Raw genomic sequence first — 20,913 nt, forward strand, 5'->3', positions numbered from 1 at the left:
CCTCCGTTCCTACCAGCGATAGATGATGTTGGCCCCGACCGTCCGGGGCTGGTTGTAGCGGTTGGCCAGGGGCGCATTGTTGCTGGTGAACTGCAGCAAGGCGATCTGCTTGTTCATCAGGTTCTGGACGAACACGGCGAACTGGATCCGCTTCACGTCAACGCCCGCGCGGAGGCTCATCTGGTCGACGGGCTTCAGGTAGATCGCCGGCGTGGCCAGGGTCACCGTGTCCTGCACGCCGCCGTCCTGGCCCTGGTACGAGATATTGCCAAAGCCCGTGACGTTCTCGGTGATGCGGTGGCGGTAGTCGATCGTGGCCGAGGCCGTCCATTTCGGGATCTGGGCGACCGACGAGCCGACGACCGGCAGGCCGGCATAGTTGGCCGGGGTCTCGACATAGCGGGCGCGTTGGCGGGCGCCGTTGACGCTGACCGACAGCAGGCCGCCGCCGACCTGGAAGCGACCGTCCAACGCCGCCGAGACGCCGCGCGCGTGCACCGTGCCGCCGTTGATGTTGAAGATCGTGCCCGCCTTCAGGCAGGCGTTCAGCACCGTGCAGCCGTCGGTGATCGAGGTGATCGCGTCGTCGGTCTTGGACCGGTAGGCGCTGAGCCGCAGATAGATGTTGCGCGCCAGGTTGCCCTTGAAGCCGGCCTCGTAGCTGGTGGTGTCCTCGTTGTCGTAGGTCGAGCGGAACGGGTTGGGCGCGGCCGGCGACGAGGTGCGGGCGTTGACGCCGCCGGCGCGATAGCCGGTGCCGATCTTGGCGTAGACCAGCGACTGCATCGGGCCCGGGATCTTGTAGCTGGCCGTGACCGTGTAGTTCAGCCGGTTGGCGCCGAACACATAGGCGGCGCGGGGCGAGGCCGGTGTGCTGGTGTAGAGCAGCACCGTCTCCTGGGCGGCCTTCTTCTTGTCGTCCGAGTAGCGCAGCTCGCCGGCCAGGGTGAAGCCGCCGGTGTGGTAGCGGACCAGGCCATAGGCCGACTTCGACTCGTTGCGCAGCGGCGCGCGGGCCGAGGTGCCGAAGGCGGCCGGGAACACGGCCGGACAGGCCGTCGAGGTCGGCAGCGGCAGGTAGCACAGCGGCGCGCTGGGCGTGCCGGCGCAGATGCCCGCGCCCAGGCGGAAGGTGCAGGGCGTGGTCGCCGAGTCCGTGCCGTTCAGGTCGTGCTGGATCAGGTAGTCGGCGCCGGCCAGCCAGTCGAGGCCGCCGTTCAGCGCCTGCCCGGCCAGGTGGAAGTCCTGGTAGAGGGTGCGGTCCTTGGCCACCGTCGAGGTCTGGCCGAACGGATAGAGGCCCAGCTGGCCCTGCTTCTGCAGCGCCGCCTCGGTGGCGAAGTCGACGCCGGCCGCGTAGTCCTGGCGCGAGATCCAGTGGCTGGCCATGGTCGTGGAGGTCAGCTTGCCCCAGCCCAGGTCGTAGTCGGCCAGGATCATGGCCCGCTGGGCCTGCTGGTGGACGCCGTCCTTGCCGTCATGCGGGATGACGAAGCGGTCCTGGGTGAAGCCTAGCGGCAGCGCCGCGTTGGCGCCGGGCGGGGCGACATAGGTGTTCAGGAACGTCGGCAGGTTCAGGTCCTGCGCGTCGACCAGGAAGTCGACGTCCAGCGGGCCCTTGCTGTAGCGCAGCTGGGCGCGGCCGATCCAGCCGTCGGTGTGGTCATAGTACTTGTTGCTGTTGGGGTTGAAGTAGAAGCCCTTGCCCTGCCCGATCGCCTGGACGCCCAGGCGCATGGCCACCGTGTCGCTGAGCGCCTGGTTGACCACGGCCGAGACCTTGGTCTGGGACAGCTTGTCGGTGTAGGTGGCGTTGACGTAGCCGCTGTCGTTGAACTTCGGCTTGGCCGAGACGATGTTGACGACGCCGTATTCGGAATTGCGCCCGTAGAGCGCGCCCTGCGGTCCCTCCAGCACCTCGACCCGCTCCAGGTCGAAGAAGTCCATGTGGCGGAAGTTGCGGCCGCCCAGGGTGCTGGAGCCGACATAGGCCCCGTTGACGAACAAACCCACGCCCGAGTCCGCGCCAGTGGCGCGCTGAGTGCCTGACCCCCGGATCGAGATTTCGCTGAGGTTGTTGCTCTGCAGGTCGTTGAACCGCACGCCCGGCATGGTGCGCAGCAGGTCGCCGACGCCCGCCACCGGGCCCATGGCCTCCAGCTGGGCGGCGGTCACCGCAGAGATGGTCGCCGGCACCTCGCGCAGGGTCTCCTCCTTGCGCTGCGCGGTGACCACCACTTCCTCGATGGCCTGGACGCCGTCGGTCTTCGCCTGAGTTTGCGCCAAGGCCGGCGTGGCGGACACGGCAAGTGCGACCGCCGCAGCGGACATGAACAGGTGTCGCATGATCCCTCCCTCGGCGCTGTCTGTGCGCGCCGTTGACGATGAGGACACACGCGCCATCCGACCGTGTCAATCAGATTGTTCAACAATTCATTCTTGATTATCGGGCAAGATAGGTTTCATCTCCCCACAATCGAGCGCGGTTTCCGCTTCCTCGATGTCGATTCCAACGCCAAGATGGCCATGCAGGACACACAACCTCTGAGGCTCACCCTCGTCATGCCGGATATCATCGCGTCGCCGTCGAGCACGGACCCGCTCGTGCAGGCGCTGCGCCGCCAGATCCAGGACGGCCTGCTGTCGCCCGGCGAATGGCTGCGCGAGGCGCGGCTGTGCAACGAGTTCGGCGTCGGCCGCACGATCGCCCGCAAGGCGCTGCGCACCCTGGCCGACGACGGCCTGGTGGTGATCGAAGAGAACCGTGGGGCCTATGTGGCCGCCACGACGGTGCAGGAGGTGTTCGACCTCTATGAGACGCGCGCCGCCCTCTACGGCCTGGCCGCCCGCTTCGCCTGCATCCGCGCCACGCCCAAACACATGGCCGAGACGCTGAAGCTGATCGACGCCCTGCTGGCCGCCGCCGACAATGGCGTCGCCGCCGAGGAGCTGATCCACCAGAGCGAGACGATCTTCAGCCGCCTCTCCAGCACGGCCAGCGCCGACGCCCAGAAGATGATCGAGTCCGTGCGCCGCAAGACGCGCTGGCACTATTCGTATGTCAGCCTGACCGAGAGCCCCGGCGGCCCGTTCGACCACTGGCGCGTGGTCCGCGAAGGCCTGGCCGCGCGCAACGCGGCCGTGGCGTCCGAGGGCGCGCGCAACATCCTCTACTACATGCAGAACGAAGCCATGCGCCTGATGATCTCGCGCGGCTACGGACTGGTCCCGACCGACGAGGTCAAGCCGGCGCGCTCGCGCAAGGCTTCGGCCTGACTTCAGACAAGGCCCGAACAACAAGGGCCGGACAAACCCAAGGGAGGCGGCTCATGCCGTTCGAGATTTCACGCCGGACCATCTTGGCCGGCGCAGGGCTTCTTACGTCTTCGGTTTGGGCGGCCTCGCCAGCCCTGGCGACCGCCACATCGAAGGACCTGCAGCCGGTCCTCGACTATGTCGGCAACCAGAACACCACCGGCTTCCTGGTGGTTCAGGACGGCAAGACCCTGGTCGAGAAGAACTGGCCCCTGCCCGCCGACGCCGCCCAGTTCCAGGCCACCTTCACCTACGGCAAGACCGCCGACGGCGAACTGCTGGAGGACGTCGCCTCGCAGCAGAAGAGCTTCGTCTCGATGCTGGTCGCCATCGCTATCGACAAGGGCCTGATCGATGTGGAGAAGTCGGTCTCGGCCTATATCGGCGCGGGCTGGTCGAAGGCTTCGCCCGAGCAGGAAGCCGCGATCCGCGTCATCCACATCCTGAACATGGCCTCGGGCCTGGACGAGAAGTTCGCTTTCGTCGCGCCGGCAGGCGCGCAGTTCTTCTACAACACGCCCGTCTATGCGGTGAACAAGCTGTTGCTGGCCGCCGCCGCCAAGCTGCCGCTGGACACGATCACCCGCGACTGGCTGACCGCGCCGGCCGGCATGACCAACACCGCCTGGCGCCAGCGCCCGGCCGCCTTCGCCAGCGTCGGCAATGCCACGGGCCTGGTCACCTGCCCGCGCGACGTCGCCAGGTTCGGCCAGATCGTGCTGGACGGCGGCAAGGCGGCTGACGGCAAGCGTATCGTCTCCGAGGCCAGCCTGCGCGCCATGTTCGCCCGCTCGGCGACCAATTCGGCCTATGGCCGGCTGTGGTGGCTGAACGGCGGGACCGAGACCATCCGCTCGGGCGGCCGCGCCACGCCTGGCCCGCTGATCCCCGCCGCGCCGGCCGACACGATCGCCGCGCTGGGGGCGATGGATCGCCGGCTCTACGTCGTGCCGAGCCGCAAGCTGGTCGTGGTCCGCATGGGCCAGGCCGTGGCCGACAAGGACTTCGACCAACAGCTGTGGCTGCGCCTGTCCAAGGCGCTAGGCTGACGCCGTGGCCTCCTGCGCCGCCTTGGCGGCCAGGAACGCTGGCCGGGCGGAGAGCCGCTCCCAATAGGCGGCGACCTCCGGGCTGAACTTGTGGTCCAGGCCCAGGGTGCGAGCCAGCAGCAGGGCGTAGGCGACCGAGATGTCGGCCGTGGTGAAGCGTCCGGCGCACAGCCATTCGCGATCGGCCAGGGCGCGGGTCACATGGCGCAAGCGCGACAGGAACCACTGCGCGTAGTCGTCGGCCGCCTGCTTCACCCGGCGCTCCTCGGGCTCCAGCTGGGTGTAGCGCAGCACGATCGTCTGAGGGAACGTGAGCGTGGCCTCGCCGCGATGCATCCAGTCCAGCCACAGGCCGTAGTCCGGCTCATCGACGGAGACCGCCAGGGGCGTCGGGCCATGGCGGGTCGCCAGATACTGCGGGATCGCCGCGGACTCGGTCATCCGCGTTTCGCCATCGACCAGCAGCGGGATGGTGCCCAGCGGGTTCTCCGCCAGATACTCCGGCGCCAGGAAGCGGGGTGGGAATGGCAGCAGGTGGAGGCGGTAGGCCAACCCCATCTCCTCCAGCGTCCATAGGGCCCGGAACGATCGCGCGTCGTGGCAGTGATAGAGTTCGATCATCCTGGTCCCCTCGCCTTTTCGCCCAGATCAGCCGTCCAAGGCGGCGCGGGCAATCTTGTTCTGAAAATTGTACAACAATAATCGAAATTTTGGACGACAAATGTCTTGTGAGCCACCGACGCCGCCCATAGGATCATGAGCAAGGGCAGCCCGGCGAGGCGGCTCAGGACCAGGGAGGGGCGACGATGGGATCACCCGAAAAGCACGGCTTCGACGGCGCGCGGCTGAACCGCATCGATGCGTTCGTCAAGGAACAGTACCTCGACACCGGCAAGCTGCCCCACGCCCAGCTCCTGATCAGCCGCGACGGCGAGATCGTCCATTTCAGCAGCCAGGGCGCGGCCCGCGCCGGTTCGGACAAGCCGATCAATGAGGCCTCGCTGTTCCGCATCGCCAGCATGACCAAGCCGGTCACCTCGGTGGCCTTCATGATGCTGGTCGAGCAAGGCAAGGTCGCGGTCGATACCCCGGTCAGCCACGTCCTGCCCGAGTTCAAGGACCTCGGCGTCCATGCCGGCGGTGGCGGCGACGCGCCGTTCATGACCAAGCCGACCACCGAGCCGATGCGCATGCTGGACTTGCTGCGCCACACCTCGGGCCTGACCTACGGCTTCCAGAACCGCACCAATGTCGACGCAGCCTATCGCAAGGGCAAGATCGAGGACTGGCACGACAATCTCGACCTGGACGGCTTCGTCGCCGCCCTGGGCAAGTTGCCGCTGGAATTCTCGCCGGGCGAGGCCTGGAACTATTCGGTATCCACCGACGTGCTGGGCGCGGTGATCCAGCGCGTCTCGGGCATGCCGCTGGACCGCTTCTTGGCCGAGAACATCTTCACGCCGCTGAAGATGCACGACACCGGCTTCGTCGTGCCGGCCGACAAGGCCGACCGCCTGACCGACTGCTTCGCCTGGGGCGGTCCGGGCAAGCCGCGCACCATCCTGGACGGCGCCGAGAACAGCGCCTGGCTGAAGCAGCCCAAGCTGCTGTCGGGCGGCGGCGGCCTGGTCTCGACGGCGCTGGACTATCACCGCTTCTGCCAGATGTGCGCCAATGGCGGCGAGCTGGACGGCGTGCGCCTGCTGGGCCGCAAGACGCTGGAGCAGATGACGCTGAACCACCTGCCCGGCAAGACGGACCTTTCGTCGATCTCGCGCTCGCTGTTCAGCGAGACCCAGAACGGCGGGGCGGGCTTTGGCCTCGGCTTCGCGGTCACCCAGGACGTCACCCGAGCGATGATCCCAGGCTCGGTCGGCGAATATTATTGGGGCGGGATGTTCTCGACCTCGTTCTTCATCGACCCGGTCGAGCGGCTGCATGTGGTGTTCATGACCCAGCTCAGTCCGTCGTGGATCTACCCGATCCGCCGCGAGCTAAAGACCCAGGTCTACGCCGCCCTCACCTGACTCCTTCGGGTTCTCGCAACATCACAACGGCGGCGCGGCGTGAGCCGCCCGCCGCCCGAGGGCGCGCGCCCTCGCCTCTTCAGACTGGATATCCGCCGATGATCGATGGCGTCATGCAAGACTTCCCGCTGACCCTGGACCGCATCCTCGACCATGCCGCCAAGTGGGCGGGCGACGTCGAGGTCGCCACCGCGCGCGAGCATGGGCCGTCGCAACGGATCGGCTACGCTGCCTTGCGCGAGCGGTCCTTGAAGGTGTCGAGCGTACTGGCTGGCCTGGGCGTCACGGTCGGCCAGCGGGTCGCCACCCTGGCCTGGAACAGCCAGGCCCATGTCGAGGCCTGGTACGCGATCATGGGCATGGGCGCGGTCTGCCATACGCTCAATCCGCGCCTGACCGCGACCCAGCTGGCCTGGATGATCGGCCAGTCGGGCGCGCGCATCCTGATCGTCAGCGCCGACCTGCTGGCGCTGGCCACGCAGATGGCCGCCGAAGCGCCGGGGCTGGAACGGGTGCTGGTCATCGACGGCGAGGTCGAGACGACCGCCGGCGGCCCCCGGGTCGAGGCGCTGGACCCGCTGATCGACCAGGCCGAGGCGACGGCCCGCTGGGGTGACTTTCCGGAGACCTCGCCGAGCGGCCTGTGCTTCACCTCCGGCTCGACCGGCGCGCCGAAGGGCGTGACCTACACCCATCGCTCCAGCTTCCTGCATACCCTGCGCCTGCTACAGGCTGACGCCCTGGCGCTGAGCGGTTCGGACGTGGTGCTGCCGGTAGTGCCGATGTTCCACGCCAGCGCCTGGGGCTTGCCCTTCGCCGCCCCGGCCACCGGGGCCAAGCTCGTCCTGCCCGGTCGCCACACCGATGGCGCCAGCCTCGCCCGGCTGATCGAGGCCGAGGGCGTGACGGTCGCCGTGGGCGTGCCGACGCTGTGGCTGGGCCTCTGCGATCACCTGGAAGCCACCGGCAAGACGCTGCCGTCGCTGAAGCGGATCACCGTCGGCGGCGCGGCCATGCCGCCCGCCTTGATGGAGCGCCTCGAACAGCGCCTGGGCGTCGTCGTCCAGACCAGTTGGGGCATGACCGAGCTCTCGCCCGTCGGCACGACCGGTGTGATGAGCGATGCGGTGCGTAGCGCCGGCCTCTCCGGCCGCCCGCAGCTGGGCGTCGATCTGATGGTCGCCGACGAGGACGGCAAGCCCTTGCCCGAGCAGCGCGAGACCGAAGGTCGGCTGCACGTGCGCGGCGCGGCGGTGATCGAGCGCTATTTCGGCCAGGAGCAGTCCGCCACCGACGCCGACGGCTGGTTCGACACCGGCGACCTCGCCTTGATCGACCGCCAGGGCAATCTGAAGATCACCGCCCGCGCCAAGGACCTGATCAAGTCCGGGGGCGAGTGGATCAACCCGGCGGAGATCGAGGCCCTGGTCTGCGCCCTGCCGCAGGTCGCCTTCGCGGCGGTGATCGGGCGGATAGATCCGAAGTGGGGCGAACGTCCCCTGCTCGTCGTCCAGCTCTGCGAGGGCCAGGAGATCGCCGACGAGGCGCTGCTGGGCTGCCTGCGCGGTCAAGTGGCCTCGTGGTGGATTCCCGACGCCGCGGTGCGCGTGCCGGAAATCCCCCTGGCCTCGACCGGCAAGATCGACAAGATCCGGCTGCGCGCGACCTATAGCGGCGCCTAGAGGCTCTGACTTACAGACCGGGCTTCTTGCGCGGATAGCTGCGGGTCGAGAGCGCCGGAACCTTGTAGTCGACCTCGAAGTGGCAGGCCTCGCCATAGGTCTTCACCGCCTCGGCGCAGCCGGCGGCCAGGGTCGCGGGGCTGGGCTTGGCCCCCTGCTCGATCCAGGCCGTCATCGCCCGCAACAGGGCGGCGTATTCCGGCGTGGCCAGCTTGGAGTGCTCGTGCTCGTCGGTGAACGACTGGACCAGCAGATCGCTCTTGCCGGCCTTGGCGACCGTGTCGTGCAACACCTGCTCCAGCTCGACGAAGGCCGTCGGGTCGTCGATGGCGTGCATGGTCAGGGTCGGGACCAGCAGCTGCCCGGTCAGGTCGCTGTCGTCGGCCAGCTTGCGCACGCCTTCGGGGGCGGCGGCGAAGCGCACGACGCCCTTGTTCAGCGCCTTGTCGTCGTCCGAACCTTTGTAGACCACGCCGACATTGGTGAAAGGGTTCTTCCCGTCCAGCCGCTTGTTGACCATGTCGGCGAAGGTGAAGGTCGCCCAGGAGAGATGGCTGCCCAGGGTGCGCTCGGGGATCTTAGTCACGGCCAGGATATTGGCCAGGTTGCGCTTCTGCTGGGCGGTGCGCTGGCCCGCCGGCAGATCGACGCCGGTGCAGGCGTTGACGCGCTCGTCCAGTTCCTTGTTGGTCAGCTTCGAGCCGACCGGCTGGCCCTGCCACAGCGGATACTGGGCCTCGCCCTTCTCCGGGTGGTTGCCGCAATAGTATTGGTAGACGGCCCGCAGGTCGGCGCGGAAGTCGTAGGCGCGCGTGCCGCCCGAGACCACGCCGCTGGTCAGGATGACGCCGTCATAGACCAGCTTGCCCTCAGCGTCCTTGCCGTAGAGCTCGGCGGTCTTGGCGGCGACATTGCCGCCATAGGACTGACCGTGGAGGATGGTGCGCTTGGGACGACCGAACTGATCCCAGAACAGCTTGCGAAGGTTGTCGCTATCCTCCGCGGCGCTGCGCGTGCCGTAACCTTCGCGGCGATAGTTCGAGCCGGCCCAGGCATATCCCTCGGCGACGGTGACGGCGAAACGCTGCAGGTCCTCGATCGCGTCGTCGGGCTTGGGCTTCTTCAGGCGCGGCCCGCCATGGGTGTGCAGGACGAGGGTCCCATTCCAAGCCTTTGGAATGGCGATCCAATAGTAGGCGCCGTTCGCGTCCTGGCCGGCCAGGCACTTGGTCTCGGCCGGCAGGCCTTCGGGACAGGTCTTCGCGGCGGGCGCTTCGGCATGGGCGGCCGACGCGGCCAGCGTCAGACCGAGAGCCAGAGCGGCGGAGGAGAACTTCATCACCGGCGAAACCTCGTCACGCGAACAGAAGGAAAGCCGGCCGCTCCAGAGGGAGGATGGAGCGGCCGGTCTGAGAGCTCAGCCTTAGAACGACTTGCTGACGCTCATGTACCAGTAGCGGGCATAGGGGTTGTAGAGAGAACCGATGAAGCCCGACGACGACAGCGGCGGATCCTTGTCGAACAGGTTCCGGGCGCCGACGCGGATGCGGGTGTCATTGGCCCAGCCCTTTTGCTCGAAGCGATACTGGGCATAGAGGTTGACCGTGGTCAGCGGCTCGACGCGCCAGGGTTGGCCCGTGGTCGACAGGAAGTCGGTGTCCAGCACCGCGCCGGTGTAGATCACCGAGGCGCCGATCTGGACCGGACCGCCGCGCCAGGTGGCCGTGCTGCTCCACTTCCACTTCGGCTTGCCGTTACGCTTCAGCAGATCGCCCGGATCGGTCAGCGGCGTGGCCGGATTGATCGTGCCCGCGGCGCGGGCGGCGAACAGGTCGGCGATCGGCGGGGCCAGTTCCTGCGAGAACTTGTCCATGAAGGTGCCGTCGACATTGGCGCTGAAGCGACCCAGCTTGTCGGTGCGCAGCGTCCAGTTCAGGCCGAAATCGATACCGCTGACGGTCTGGGGCTGCAGGTTCTTGAACTGGTCGCGGATCTCCGTGATCTGGCCGACCGGGGTCAGGCCCGTGCCGTTGAAGAACGCGACGTCGTCCACCGTCGGGGCGGCGCGGATGACGTTGGCGTTGGTCGTGCCCGTCAGGCGGAACAGGTAGTCCTGAATGGCCGCGTTGGTCGAACCCAGGGTGCCGACGATACCTTGCTGCTTGATCTGCCAGCGGTCGACCGTGACCGTGAAGCGGCCGAACTGCTCCGGGATGAAGGTCGGCTGCAGCACGACGCCCACCGAATAGCTCTCGCTCGTCTCGGCCTTCAGGTCCGGGTTGCCGGCGGTCGTGAAGCGGATGCCCACGCCACGCGTACAGGCGCTGAAGGTCGAGATGCGGCCGGCGCGCAGGTCGGCCTCGCAGCGATAGTAGTCGGTGACGGTGTTGGTCCGCGAATAGGCGAACGGATTGGTCGTCTCCAGGTTCGGAGCCCGGAAGCCCTTCTGCCAGGAGCCGCGGAAGCGGACGCCGTCCACCACGTCCCAGGCGAAGGCGATCTTCGGCTTCGCGACCGAACCGAAGTCGCTGTAGTGCTCGTAGCGGCCGGCCAGCTGGAGGTCGATGCGGCGGACCAGCGGGATGTTCATGTCCGGCGAGACCAGCGGCACGGCGAACTCGACGAAGGCCGAGCCGACGTTGCGCGAGCCCTTGGTGCTGGGCGTGTCGTTCACGCCGGTGACGTTGCTGTTCGACGTCGCGCCGGTCACCGGATCGGTGAAGGGCGTGCGGCCGTCCAGCTGCGGGTCGCGGCGGTCCTGCTGGGTCTCGTGGCGGAACTCGACGCCGGCGGCGACGCCGACATCGCCCGACCAGATGGTCAGCACGTCCGGCTTGGAGACCTTGAAGTCGGCCAGGGTCAGGGTGGTGGTCGAGTGGCGCTTCAGGCGGAAGCGGATGGCGTCCAGCGCGGCCTTGGAGCTGGGCGTGCAGTCACGACCGCCCGTACCGTCCAGGCAGCCGCCATTGAACGGATTGTAGGCGTCGGGAGTCGACAGGGCCAGCGAGGCGGCCAGCTTCTTGCTGTCGATGCCGTCGCTCTCGTCCTTGGCGTCGGCCTTCGAGTACAGCACCGCCGAGTCGAAGTTCCAGCCCCACTTCTCACCCTTCACACCGCCCAGGAACCGGGTCTGGTAGTTCTCGACCTCGACCTTGCTCGGGCCCAGGTCGTTGAAGCGATAGTTGGTGAAGGTCACCGGCAGGCCCGTGACGGGCACGTTGGTCAGGCCCGGCAGGCGGTTCGGATTGGCTTGGCCGTTGGCGAAGGTCACCGGGCCGAAGGGGTTCCAGTAGTTGCTGGCCGGCACGCCGATCGCCACCAGGCTGGTGCCCTGGGTGGTCAGGCCCTCGGACGTGGCGTGGTAGAAGCCCAGCTCGCCATAGGCCGTCAGGTTGTCGTTGATGTCGTAGTGGCCGTTCAGGAACAGGTTCTGGCGCTCGATCTCGGGCTGGACCGTCGTCGCGTCGTTCTGCACGGCGTTGTAGCGGTAGGCGTTGGCCGTGCTGCCGGTGGCCAGGTTGCCGGTGCCAAGGCACAGGCCGTTGCCCAGCTGGGCGGCGCAGCCGGCGATGGTGTTGGGCTGGACGTGGGTCGCGCCGGCCGCCGTGGTCAGGGCCGTCGTGCCCAGACGGATCGTGCCGGGACCGCCGAACACCGTGAAGTTGGCGAACGAGTTCTGGTTGCCGCGGTTGTCCGGCGTGGCGCTGGCGGCATAGTCCGGATAGCCGGCGAACAGCGAGCGCAGGTCCTGGGTCGCGGTATAGGGCCGGTCGCTGGGGCGCTGGGCCGTGCGCCAGGTGAAGTTGCCGTTCAGCGAGATGTTGCCCCGGCCGTCGGCGAAGTTGCGGCCGGCGAAGATGTTGCTGGTGTATTCCTTGCGGTGCGTGCCCTCGGCCCAGCCGTACTGGGCGTCGACGGTGAGGCCGTCGAAGTCGCTCTGCAGCACGGTATTGACCACGCCGGCCACGGCGTCGGCGCCGTAGATGGCGGCGGCGCCGTCGCGCAGCACTTCCAGGCGCTCCAGGTTCGAGGTCGGGATGGCGTTGGCGTTGTAGCCTAGCAGCGGCACGGTGCCCGACGACTGGCTGGTCGGGTGCGACACCAGGCGGCGGCCGTTCAGCAGCACCAGGGTGTTGCCGACGCCCAGGCTGCGCAGGTTGATCGAGTTGACGTCGCCGCGCGTCGAGTTGCTGGTCTGGGCCGCATTGCTGGGGTTGATGAAGACATCGCCCATGGCCGGGATCGAGCGGAACAGGTCATCGCCCGAGACCGCGCCGGTGGCGGCGATCTGGGTGTTGTCCAGCACGGTGACCGGCAGGGCGGCCGTGGTCTTGGCGCCCTTGATCTGGCTGCCGACGACGACGATCTCTTCGACCTTGGTGTTTTCGGCGGCTTCCTGGGCGGCGGCGCCCGTAGCGACCAGCAGGCTGGCCAAGGCCGCGCCCTGAATGAGACGGCGGCGATAGCCGCGGAGGGTTTGGTTCGTCACGTTTAGCTCCCCAAGTTTCTTTTTCTGAGCAGGCTTTGGTTAAGTCCGGCGCCCCTTAGGGACGCGCGGCGTCCGGGATAGGGCCGCCCGAGGACGGCGGGTGTTTCTTCGGATTGAGGGCCGACCTGAGCGCCGCGACGTCCAGACCCTTTTCCCAGCGCGAGACGACGATCGCCGCCACCGCGTTGCCGGTGAAGTTGGTCAGGGCTCGGCACTCGGACATGAAGCGGTCGACGCCCAGGATCAGGGCCATGCCAGCCACCGGAACCGAGGGCACGACCGACAGGGTGGCGGCCAGGGTGATGAAGCCCGCGCCGGTCACGCCCGCCGCGCCCTTGCTGCTCAGCATGGCCACGCCCAGCAACAGCGCCTGCTGCTCCCACGACAGGTGCACGCCGGTGGCCTGGGCGATGAACAGCGCCGCCAGGGTCATGTAGATGTTGGTGCCGTCCAGATTGAACGAGTAGCCCAGCGGGACCACGAGGCCGACCACCGACTTCGGGCAACCGGCCTTTTCCAGCTTCTCGATCAGGCTAGGCAGCGCGGCTTCCGACGAGCTGGTGCCAAGGACGAGCAGCAGTTCGGCCTTCAGATAGCGGATCAGGCTGAAGATCGAGAAGCCGTTGGCGATACCAACCGCGCCCAGCACCACGATCACGAACAGCGCCGAGGTCAGATAGAAGGTGCCGACCAGCAAAGCCAGGTTCGCCACCGAGGCGATGCCGTACTTGCCGATCGTGAAGGCGAAAGCCCCGAAGGCGCCGATCGGGGCGGCCTTCATCACGATGTGCACGAACTTGAAGAAGGCCTGAGCGATCAACTCGAGGAAGTCCACCACGGGGCGGGCTGGCTCGCCGACCAGGGTCAGCGACAGGCCAAACAGGATCGAGATCAGCAGCACCTGCAGGATCTCGCCCTCGGCGAAGGCGCCGACCACGGTGTCGGGAATGATGTGCATCAGGAAGCCGACGATGGTCTGGTCGTGCGCCTTGGCGGCGTATTCTGCGACCTTGTCGGTCTTCAGGGTGGCGGGATCGATGTTCATGCCCGCGCCTGGCTGGACGACGTTGGCGACGATCAGGCCGACGATGAGCGCCAGGGTCGAGAAGACCAGGAAATAGAGCAGCGCCTTGATCGCCACGCGGCCGACCTTCTCCAGGTCGCGCATGCCGGCGATGCCGGTCACCACGGTCAGGAAGATCACCGGGGCGATGACCATCTTCACCAGCTTGATGAAGGCGTCGCCCAGCGGCTTCAGCGATTGGCCGATCTCGGGATAGTAGTGGCCGATGGCCCCGCCCAGAGCGATGGCGAGCAGCACCTGGAAATAGAGGTGCTGGAAGAACGGCTTGGAGCCCTCAGCGGTCTGCGTCGGCGCAACCGGTTGGATCGTCTTCACTATGCGCCTCTCGGACGAGCCTGACGGCTCCGTTTCCACCCTGCGCCCCTTTGCCAGGACGCCTGGATAGACGATCCTTTCCTGCGGGAGATCGCACAAGCGGTCTCAGGAAAAGCTGTAAGACATTGCTTCGATTGAATTTCTCATTTTCGCGAACGGTACCATGCTCCGTGCCGACAGCGGGAATCCCCACACGAAATCCGGCATTTGTGCGAAAAACCGCACAAATTGTGGAAATCGCCCCATGACGACCCTGCGGCCGCCGAATCTCGCCGACCCGATCGTGCGCCGCTGGGGCGCCTACATCGCGGCGAGCGCGATCGTCCTGGCGGCGATCGTCGGCTTCGCCGGCGCGGTGGCCGAGCGCCGCGCCGAGGGCGACCTGTCGCGTCAGGCCCAGACCTCGGCCGCGCTGCACGCGGCGGTGCTGCGCAGCGAGCTGGCCAAGCACCGTTCCCTGCCCTTCGTGCTGGCCCAGGACCCGGACGTGGCCGAGACCCTGCGCTCGGCGAACCCGGCCGGCATCGACGCCCTGAACCACAAGCTGGAGACCCTGAGCGGCGGCACCCGCGCGGCCGTGATCTATGTGCTGAACGCCGACGGCATGACCATCGCCGCCAGCAACTGGCGCGAACCGACCAGCTTCGTGGGCTCGGACTACAGCTTCCGGCCCTATTTCAAGGAAGCCAGCGCCCACGGCGTCGCCGAACTCTTCGCCCTGGGCACGGTCAGCCGACGCCCCGGCCTCTTCATGTCGCGTCGCGTCGAGGAGCACGGGCGCATGCTGGGCGTCGTGGTGGTGAAGGTCGAATTCGAGACGCTGGAAGCCGAATGGTCCGAGGCCGAGCCCGCCTTCGTCGCCGATCCGCACGGCGTGATCCTGGTGACGTCCATTCCCACCTGGCGGTTCTCGACCCTGGGCCGCCTGCCCCGCGCCGAGCAGGACCAACTGCGCACCGAGCACCGCTTCGGCGACGCGCCGTTCTCGGTGTTGAAGGCCAATCCCACCCCGGTCCATGGCCGCCCGCCGGTCCTCACCAGCGCGACGACGCCAGAGGGCTCCGCGCGGTTCATGGCCGCCAGCGCCGACCTCGGCGTGGCCGGCTGGACGATCTTCACCTTCACCCCCGTGGGCGAGACCCTGCGCGCCGCCGTCGCCGGCGCCCGCGCCATCGCCCTGCTGATCGGCCTGATCGTCTGCGGCATCACCTTCGCCCTGCTGCGCTGGCGTGGCCAGGCCAGCATCCGCGCCGCCCGCCAGGAGGTCGCGCGCCTGGAGCTGGAAGCCCGCGTCGCCGAACGCACCACCGAGCTGCGAGAAACCAACCAGCGCCTGGTCGTCGAGATCGAAGAGCGCCGCCGCGCCGAGGCTCACGTCCACCTGATGCAGGACGAACTGGTCCAGTCGAACAAGCTGGCCACCCTGGGCCAGATCGCGGCCGGCGTGGCCCACGAGATCAACCAGCCGGTCGCCGCCATCCGCGCCTATGCCGACAACGCCGCCGCCTTCCTGGATCGCGCCGACGAGAAGACCGCCAAGGCCAATCTGGGCCTGATCGCCGGCCTGACCGAGCGCATCGGCCTGATCACCGACGAGCTGCGCGCCTTCGCCCGCAAGTCCAGCGCGCCGGCCGCGCCGGTGGTCGTGCGCGAGGCCATCGACGGCGCCCTGCTGCTGGTCGGCCCGCGTGTGCGCCAGCAACACGTCCGCATCGTCCGCGGCGAGGCCGACGAGGAGGCCGCCAAGGTGATGGCCGAGCGCTTCCGGCTGGAGCAGGTGCTGGTCAACCTGCTGCAGAACGCCCTGGAAGCCCTTGAAGGCACGGCCGATCCGGAGATCCGCGTCCAGGTCGTGGTCAAACGCTCACAGGTGCGGATCGTGGTCGCCGACAACGGTCCCGGCGTCGCCCCCGAGGCGGCCAAGAGCCTGTTCACGCCGTTCGCGACCACCAAACCGCGCGGCCTGGGCCTTGGCCTGGTGATCAGTCGCGACATCGTCGCCGAGTTCCGCGGCGAGCTTTCCCTGGAGCCCGCCCCCGGCGGCGCCCGCTTTGTCATGTCCCTCCCCAAGGCGCGTACCTGATGCTTGCTTCCGTCAACCAAGTGGCCTTCATCGACGACGACGACGTGCTGCGCGACGCCAACGTCCAGACCCTGCAACTGGCCGGGTTCGAGGTCCTGGCCTTCGCGGGAGGCGAGGAAGCCCTGGCCGCCCTGCCCGCCGGCTTCCCGGGCGTGGTGGTCAGCGACATCCGCATGCCGGGCCTGGACGGCCGCCAGCTGTTCCGTCGCCTCAAGGCCCAGGACGTGGACCTGCCCGTCATCCTGATCACCGGCCACGCCGACGTCACCGAGGCGGTCGAGGCGATGCACGACGGCGTCTACGACTTCGTGGCCAAGCCCTACGCCCCCGACCGCCTGGTCAGCAGCGTCCGCCGAGCCATGGAGAAGCGCCGGCTGGTGCTGGAGAACCGCAGCTTGCGCACCCTGGCCGTCGAGGCCCAGAGCGACTGGCCGCTGATCGGCCAGACGGCGGTCATGGAGCGCCTGCGCGCCACCTTGCGCCAGCTCGCCTCGGCCGATGTCGATGTGCTGCTGGAGGGCGAGACCGGGGTCGGCAAGGAACTGGCCGCCCGCGCCCTGCACGCCTGGGGCCGTCGCCGCGACCGCGAGTTCGTCGCCGTCGACTGCGCCGCCCTGCCCGCCGGCGCCCTGGACAGCGAGCTGTTCGGCCACGAGCTGGGCGCGTTCAGCGGCGCGGTGCGCCAGCGCGCCGGCCGCATCCAACAGGCCGATCGTGGCACCTTGTTCCTCGACGAGATCGAAACCCTGGCCCCCGAAGCTCAGGGCAAGTTCCTGCGGGTGCTGGAGGAGCGCGAGGTCACGCCGATGGGCTCCAACCGCCCCCAGACCCTGGACCTGCGCGTCGTCGCCGCCGCCAAGTCGGACCTGTCGGACGCCGTCGCCGCCGGAACCTTCCGCGAGGACCTGTTCCACCGCCTGGACGTCGTGCGCATCCGCATCCCGCCGCTACGTGAGCGCCGCGAGGACGTGCCGCTGTTGTTTGCCCACTTCCTGGCGAGGGCCTGCGAGCGGCTGGAGGGCGAGCCGCCAAAGATCGACGACCAGATCCGCTGGCGGCTCTACAACCACAACTGGCCCGGCAATGTCCGCGAGCTCAGCCACTATGCTCAACGTGTCGCGCTGGGCCTGAGCGACCAGCGCGCGGACGCCCAGGCCGAACTCCCGCCGCCGCTGCCCGCGCGGGTGGCGACCTACGAGGCGCACCTGATCGAGGAGGCCCTGACCGCCGGCGAAGGCGATGTGCGCCGGGCGCTGGAGGTCCTACGCATCCCGCGCAAGACCTTCTACGACAAGATCGAGCGCCACGGCATCGACCTCTCGCGCCACCGTCAGCGGTCGCGTTAGCAGCCTTTGCCGTAGACGAGCGCCCGGCAGACGCCGTCGATATCGGCCGGCGGCGTGATCCCCGTGACGGCGGCGATGGTCGGCGCGATGTCCACGGTATCCAGCGGCAGCACCCGCTCGTGCGGCGTCGCGCCCTTCCACCAGAACAGGATCGGCACGCGGCGGTCGTAGTCCCAGGGGCTGCCATGTGTCGAGACATAGGTCGGACCCGGCGTCGAGGGCACGCGATTGGGCTTGAAGGCGACCAGGATGTCGCCAACCCGGCCCGGATAGGCGCTGCGCCGCACGCGCTCGGCCACCGACAGCTCCTCGATCGCCGCATCGGCGGGCGCCGGAGCCATGGTCAGGATGGCGTTGGAGTCGAAGGCCTCGGCCACGGCCGGGTCGCGGTTGATCAGGACCAGCGCCGCGGCGGTGATCCGGGCGCGGTCGGCGACCGACGGCGTCTTGCGGTCGGCGTTGACGACATAGATCTGGTCGATGCCGCCGTCGGCGACCAGCGGGTCCCAGTCGAGGTTCAGGTCCTTGCGCAGCTGGGCGTTCAGGCCGGCGATCCACGGCTTGCCGATCACGCGCTCGCTGTCATAGCCCTCGTCGTGCAGGCGTTCGGCGAAGTCGGCGCCGCCATGGTCGGCGGCCAGCACGACCAGGACGCCGCCCTTGACCTTGTCCAGGCTCTTGAGGAACGCGCCCAGGCGGTCGTCGAGACGGGCGATCTGGTCGCACATCTCCGGCCCGCGCGTGCCCCAGCGGTGGCCGATGAAGTCGGTGGCCGACAGGCTGACGGTCAGCACGTCGATCTGCGGACCGTCGCCCAACGCATAGGTCTCACGCAGGCTCTGGGCCAACTCCAGGGTGACCTGGTCGGTATAGGGGCTGGCATAGAGGTCGCGCTGCTTGTCCGCCTCGCTGGTCGCCGCCGCGATCGGCAGCGCCGCGCGCCACTTGCGGCCGCCGGTCTCGTAGTCGGCCTCCAGCGCCTCGCAGCGCTTGGCCGAGGCCTTGTCGTAGTTCCAGACGTACGGATGCTTCTTCAGGTCCGCCGCCAGCGTGGCGTTGAACGCCGCGACCGGCTTCAGGCGCTCTTGCGCCGTCTGGCCCTGGCCGACCCAGGTCGTGAAGCCGAAGCCCGGCTGGTACCAGTACTGGCCGTCGGCCTGGTGACCCGACATGGTGATCGCCCCGCGATCCTTGCCCGAGACGCCGAACACTCGGCTCTTGGGCGATACCGCCTTCAGCCAGTCGCCATAGGTCGTGGCCAGCAGATTGGCCGGCGACACGGCGCGGCCTTTGGGATCATCCGCCGGCGTCGCGCTGGGATCGGCCAGGCAGTAGACCGTCTTGCCGGTCGACAGGTCGTACCAGTCGTTGGCGCTGATGCCGGTCTTGTTCGGATGCTTGCCCGTCAGCAGCGTCGAGTGACCCGGGCATGTCTCGGTGAAGGCGTGCGACTGGTAGCCGTTCGGATAGACGACGCCGCTGCTCAGCGTCTTCAGCCCGCCGGTGAACTCGGCCCGGTGCTGGGCGTAGAGATTGGCGCTGAACTGGTCGATCGAGATGACCACGACCAGCTTCGGATCCGGCTTGACCGAGATCGTGGAAGCCTGGGCGACGAAGCCCATCGACACGGCGGCGGCCGCGAGGCCGCAGGTAAGCATCTTCTTCATGGGCAGCGATCTCGCGCGATCGCGCCGCTCGCGCAAGGACGGAAAGCGCGCCGGCAGCCCACTTTTTCCGACTTTGTCCGCTATCGGATCATTCCCCGCCGGAAATTGGGTTTGACCTCCGAAACCGTTCATGGTTCCGGTGCGCCCCAACTCGATCCGCTTACGGACGATACGAGTATTTCTTCGCGCAAGGACGAGAACAAGATGCTGGGCCTGTTCAAGGCGGTCATGCCCAAGGAAGACGCCTTCTTTGAGCTCTTCTCGGCCCACGCGCGCACCCTGACGGCCGGCGCCGAGGCGCTGCACGACCTGACCCAGGGCGGCGACGCCATCGAAGACGCCAGCGCCCGCGTCAACCGCTACGAGGAAGAGGCCGACGAGATCACCCGCCAGGTGATGGTCGCCGTGCGCCGCAGCTTCATCACGCCCTTCGACCGCAGCGACATCCAGAGCCTGACCGCCTCGCTGGACGACGCCATCGACCAGATGCGCAAGACCGCCAAGGTGGTCAGCCTGTTCGAGGTCAAGACCTTCGAGCCGCAGATGCGCGAGATGACCCAGATCATCGTCCAGGCCGCAAAGCTGACCGAGGAAGCCGTCGCCCTGCTGCCGAAGATGCGCCTCAACGCCCAGAAGCTCAGCGAGATCGCGGTGAAGATCACCGAGATCGAGGAGCAGTCCGACCAGATGTACGACCAGGGCCGCAAGGATCTGTTCCTGGCGCACCGCACCGGCGACCCGATGGCCTTCATCGTCGGCATCGACATCTACAGCCACCTCGAGAAGGTCATGGACCGCTTCGAGGACGTGGCCAATCGCATCAGCGGCATCGTCGTCGAGCAGGTCTGAGCCCCGTGGATCCCACGCTCCTGATTTTGGTCTTTCTCGTGGTCGTCGCCCTGGCGTTCGACTTCCTGAATGGTCTGCACGACGCCGCCAACTCGATCGCCACGATTGTCTCCACCCGGGTGCTGTCGGCCCGCTGGGCGGTGATCTGGGCGGCGTTCTTCAACTTCATCGCCTTCCTGTTCTTCGGCACCAGCGTGGCCAAGATGGTCGGCTCGGGGATCGTCGATCCGCACATCATCAGCGACCGCCTGATCTTCGCGGCCCTGATGGGCGCGATCAGCTGGAACCTGCTGACCTGGTGGGCGGGCATCCCCTCGTCCAGCTCGCACGCCCTGATCGGCGGCCTGGTCGGCGCCTCGATCGCCAAGGTCGGCGGCATCGGCGCCATCCAGTGGGCGGGCCTTGGCAAGACCGCCGCCGGCATCATCGTCTCGCCGACCATGGGCTTCCTGCTGGCCCTCGTTCTGGTCCTGATCGTTTCCTGGACCTTCGTGAAGAGCTCGCCGTTCTTCGCCGACCGGGTGTTCCGCAAGCTGCAGTTCGTCTCGGCCGCGCTCTACAGCCTGGGCCACGGCGGCAACGATGCGCAGAAGACCATGGGCATCATCGCCGCCCTGCTGTTCGCCCACGGGGCCACGCACCAGCCGGGCCACATCCCGTTCTGGGTGGTGCTTGCGTGCCAGACGGCGATGGGTCTGGGGACCTTGTTCGGCGGCTGGCGCATCGTCCACACCATGGGCAGCAAGATCACCCGCCTGACGCCGATGCAGGGCTTCTGCGCCGAGACCGGCGGGGCGATCACGCTGTTCCTGGCCACTCATATCGGCGTGCCGGTCTCGACCACCCACACCATCACCGGCGCCATCGTCGGCGTCGGCGCCTCGCGCCGGGTCTCGGCCGTGCGCTGGGGCGTGGCCAAGGACATCGTCACCGCCTGGGTCGTCACCCTGCCAGCGGCGGCCCTGACAGCGGCGCTGTTCTACTTCGTCGGCTTCTGGATGAAGTGA

14 protein-coding genes are annotated in these 20,913 nt (G+C 68.0%); 8 read left to right on the top strand and 6 right to left on the bottom strand.

The genetic code is table 11. From position 1 onward, the window contains the following. Positions 1-9: 9 nt before the first annotated feature. A complete protein-coding gene (locus AC07YH_RS03065) occupies positions 10-2,346 on the bottom strand; it encodes a TonB-dependent receptor (RefSeq protein WP_494745541.1) in 2,337 nt (778 codons plus the stop codon). A gap of 216 nt (positions 2,347-2,562) precedes the next feature. Between AC07YH_RS03065 and AC07YH_RS03070 the strand changes: the two genes are divergently transcribed. Both AC07YH_RS03070 and AC07YH_RS03075 read left to right on the top strand, forming a co-directional pair. Next, positions 2,563-3,276 carry a GntR family transcriptional regulator gene (locus tag AC07YH_RS03070; RefSeq protein ID WP_494745542.1) on the top strand — a complete coding sequence of 238 codons (714 nt, stop codon included), beginning with the start codon at positions 2,563-2,565 and terminating at the stop codon, positions 3,274-3,276. Between the two features lie 53 nt (positions 3,277-3,329). After that, positions 3,330-4,364, top strand: coding sequence for a serine hydrolase domain-containing protein (locus AC07YH_RS03075; protein WP_494745543.1), 1,035 nt, complete (start codon positions 3,330-3,332; stop codon positions 4,362-4,364). On the opposite strand, the gene AC07YH_RS03080 is transcribed toward AC07YH_RS03075, so the two are convergent. After that, positions 4,356-4,985, bottom strand: a complete 630-nt coding sequence (locus AC07YH_RS03080) for a glutathione S-transferase family protein (RefSeq protein WP_494745544.1) — start codon at positions 4,983-4,985, stop codon at positions 4,356-4,358. The genes AC07YH_RS03075 and AC07YH_RS03080 overlap by 9 nt on opposite strands. Positions 4,986-5,170: 185 nt before the next feature. On the opposite strand from AC07YH_RS03080, the gene AC07YH_RS03085 reads away from it, so the two are divergent. After that, positions 5,171-6,391, top strand: coding sequence for a serine hydrolase domain-containing protein (locus AC07YH_RS03085; RefSeq protein WP_494745545.1), 1,221 nt, complete (start codon positions 5,171-5,173; stop codon positions 6,389-6,391). A 98-nt stretch (positions 6,392-6,489) separates the two neighbouring features. After that, positions 6,490-8,073: a long-chain-fatty-acid--CoA ligase gene (locus tag AC07YH_RS03090; RefSeq protein WP_494745546.1), complete on the top strand. Its 1,584-nt coding sequence runs from the start codon at positions 6,490-6,492 to the stop codon at positions 8,071-8,073. Positions 8,074-8,083: 10 nt separating this feature from the next. Here the strand turns inward: AC07YH_RS03090 and AC07YH_RS03095 are convergent, their stop codons facing one another. The 3 genes from AC07YH_RS03095 to AC07YH_RS03105 all read right to left on the bottom strand — a co-directional run bounded on the left by AC07YH_RS03095 (position 8,084) and on the right by AC07YH_RS03105 (position 13,952). Next, complete coding sequence (locus tag AC07YH_RS03095) at positions 8,084-9,412, bottom strand: alpha/beta hydrolase (RefSeq protein ID WP_494745547.1); 1,329 nt, start codon at positions 9,410-9,412, stop codon at positions 8,084-8,086. Positions 9,413-9,496: 84 nt separating this feature from the next. After that, positions 9,497-12,562 (bottom strand): TonB-dependent receptor plug domain-containing protein, encoded by a 3,066-nt coding sequence (locus AC07YH_RS03100; RefSeq protein WP_494745548.1) that lies wholly within the window; start codon positions 12,560-12,562, stop codon positions 9,497-9,499. A 55-nt stretch (positions 12,563-12,617) separates the two neighbouring features. After that, positions 12,618-13,952 (bottom strand): dicarboxylate/amino acid:cation symporter, encoded by a 1,335-nt coding sequence (locus tag AC07YH_RS03105; RefSeq protein WP_494745603.1) that lies wholly within the window; start codon positions 13,950-13,952, stop codon positions 12,618-12,620. A gap of 253 nt (positions 13,953-14,205) precedes the next feature. Between AC07YH_RS03105 and AC07YH_RS03110 the strand changes: the two genes are divergently transcribed. Both AC07YH_RS03110 and AC07YH_RS03115 read left to right on the top strand, forming a co-directional pair. Beyond that, the gene (locus AC07YH_RS03110) at positions 14,206-16,044 is read left to right on the top strand and encodes a sensor histidine kinase (RefSeq protein WP_494745549.1); all 1,839 of its coding nucleotides are present in this window, start codon (positions 14,206-14,208) and stop codon (positions 16,042-16,044) included. Then, positions 16,044-17,390 (top strand): sigma-54-dependent transcriptional regulator, encoded by a 1,347-nt coding sequence (locus tag AC07YH_RS03115; protein WP_494745550.1) that lies wholly within the window; start codon positions 16,044-16,046, stop codon positions 17,388-17,390. The genes AC07YH_RS03110 and AC07YH_RS03115 overlap by 1 nt, the downstream gene beginning before the upstream one ends. Here the strand turns inward: AC07YH_RS03115 and phoY are convergent. Then, positions 17,387-19,048 carry an alkaline phosphatase PhoY gene (gene phoY / locus AC07YH_RS03120; RefSeq protein ID WP_494745604.1) on the bottom strand — a complete coding sequence of 554 codons (1,662 nt, stop codon included), beginning with the start codon at positions 19,046-19,048 and terminating at the stop codon, positions 17,387-17,389. The genes AC07YH_RS03115 and phoY overlap by 4 nt on opposite strands. A 213-nt stretch (positions 19,049-19,261) precedes the next feature. Here phoY and AC07YH_RS03125 point away from each other — a divergent pair, with 213 nt between their 5' ends. Together AC07YH_RS03125 and AC07YH_RS03130 are read left to right on the top strand one after the other, a co-directional pair. Next, positions 19,262-19,906, top strand: coding sequence for a DUF47 domain-containing protein (locus tag AC07YH_RS03125; RefSeq protein WP_494745551.1), 645 nt, complete (start codon positions 19,262-19,264; stop codon positions 19,904-19,906). A 5-nt stretch (positions 19,907-19,911) separates the two neighbouring features. Then, the gene (locus tag AC07YH_RS03130) at positions 19,912-20,913 is read left to right on the top strand and encodes an inorganic phosphate transporter (protein WP_494745552.1); all 1,002 of its coding nucleotides are present in this window, start codon (positions 19,912-19,914) and stop codon (positions 20,911-20,913) included.

It is taken from the genome of Caulobacter sp. GW456-12-1-14-TSB4 (assembly GCF_059424195.1).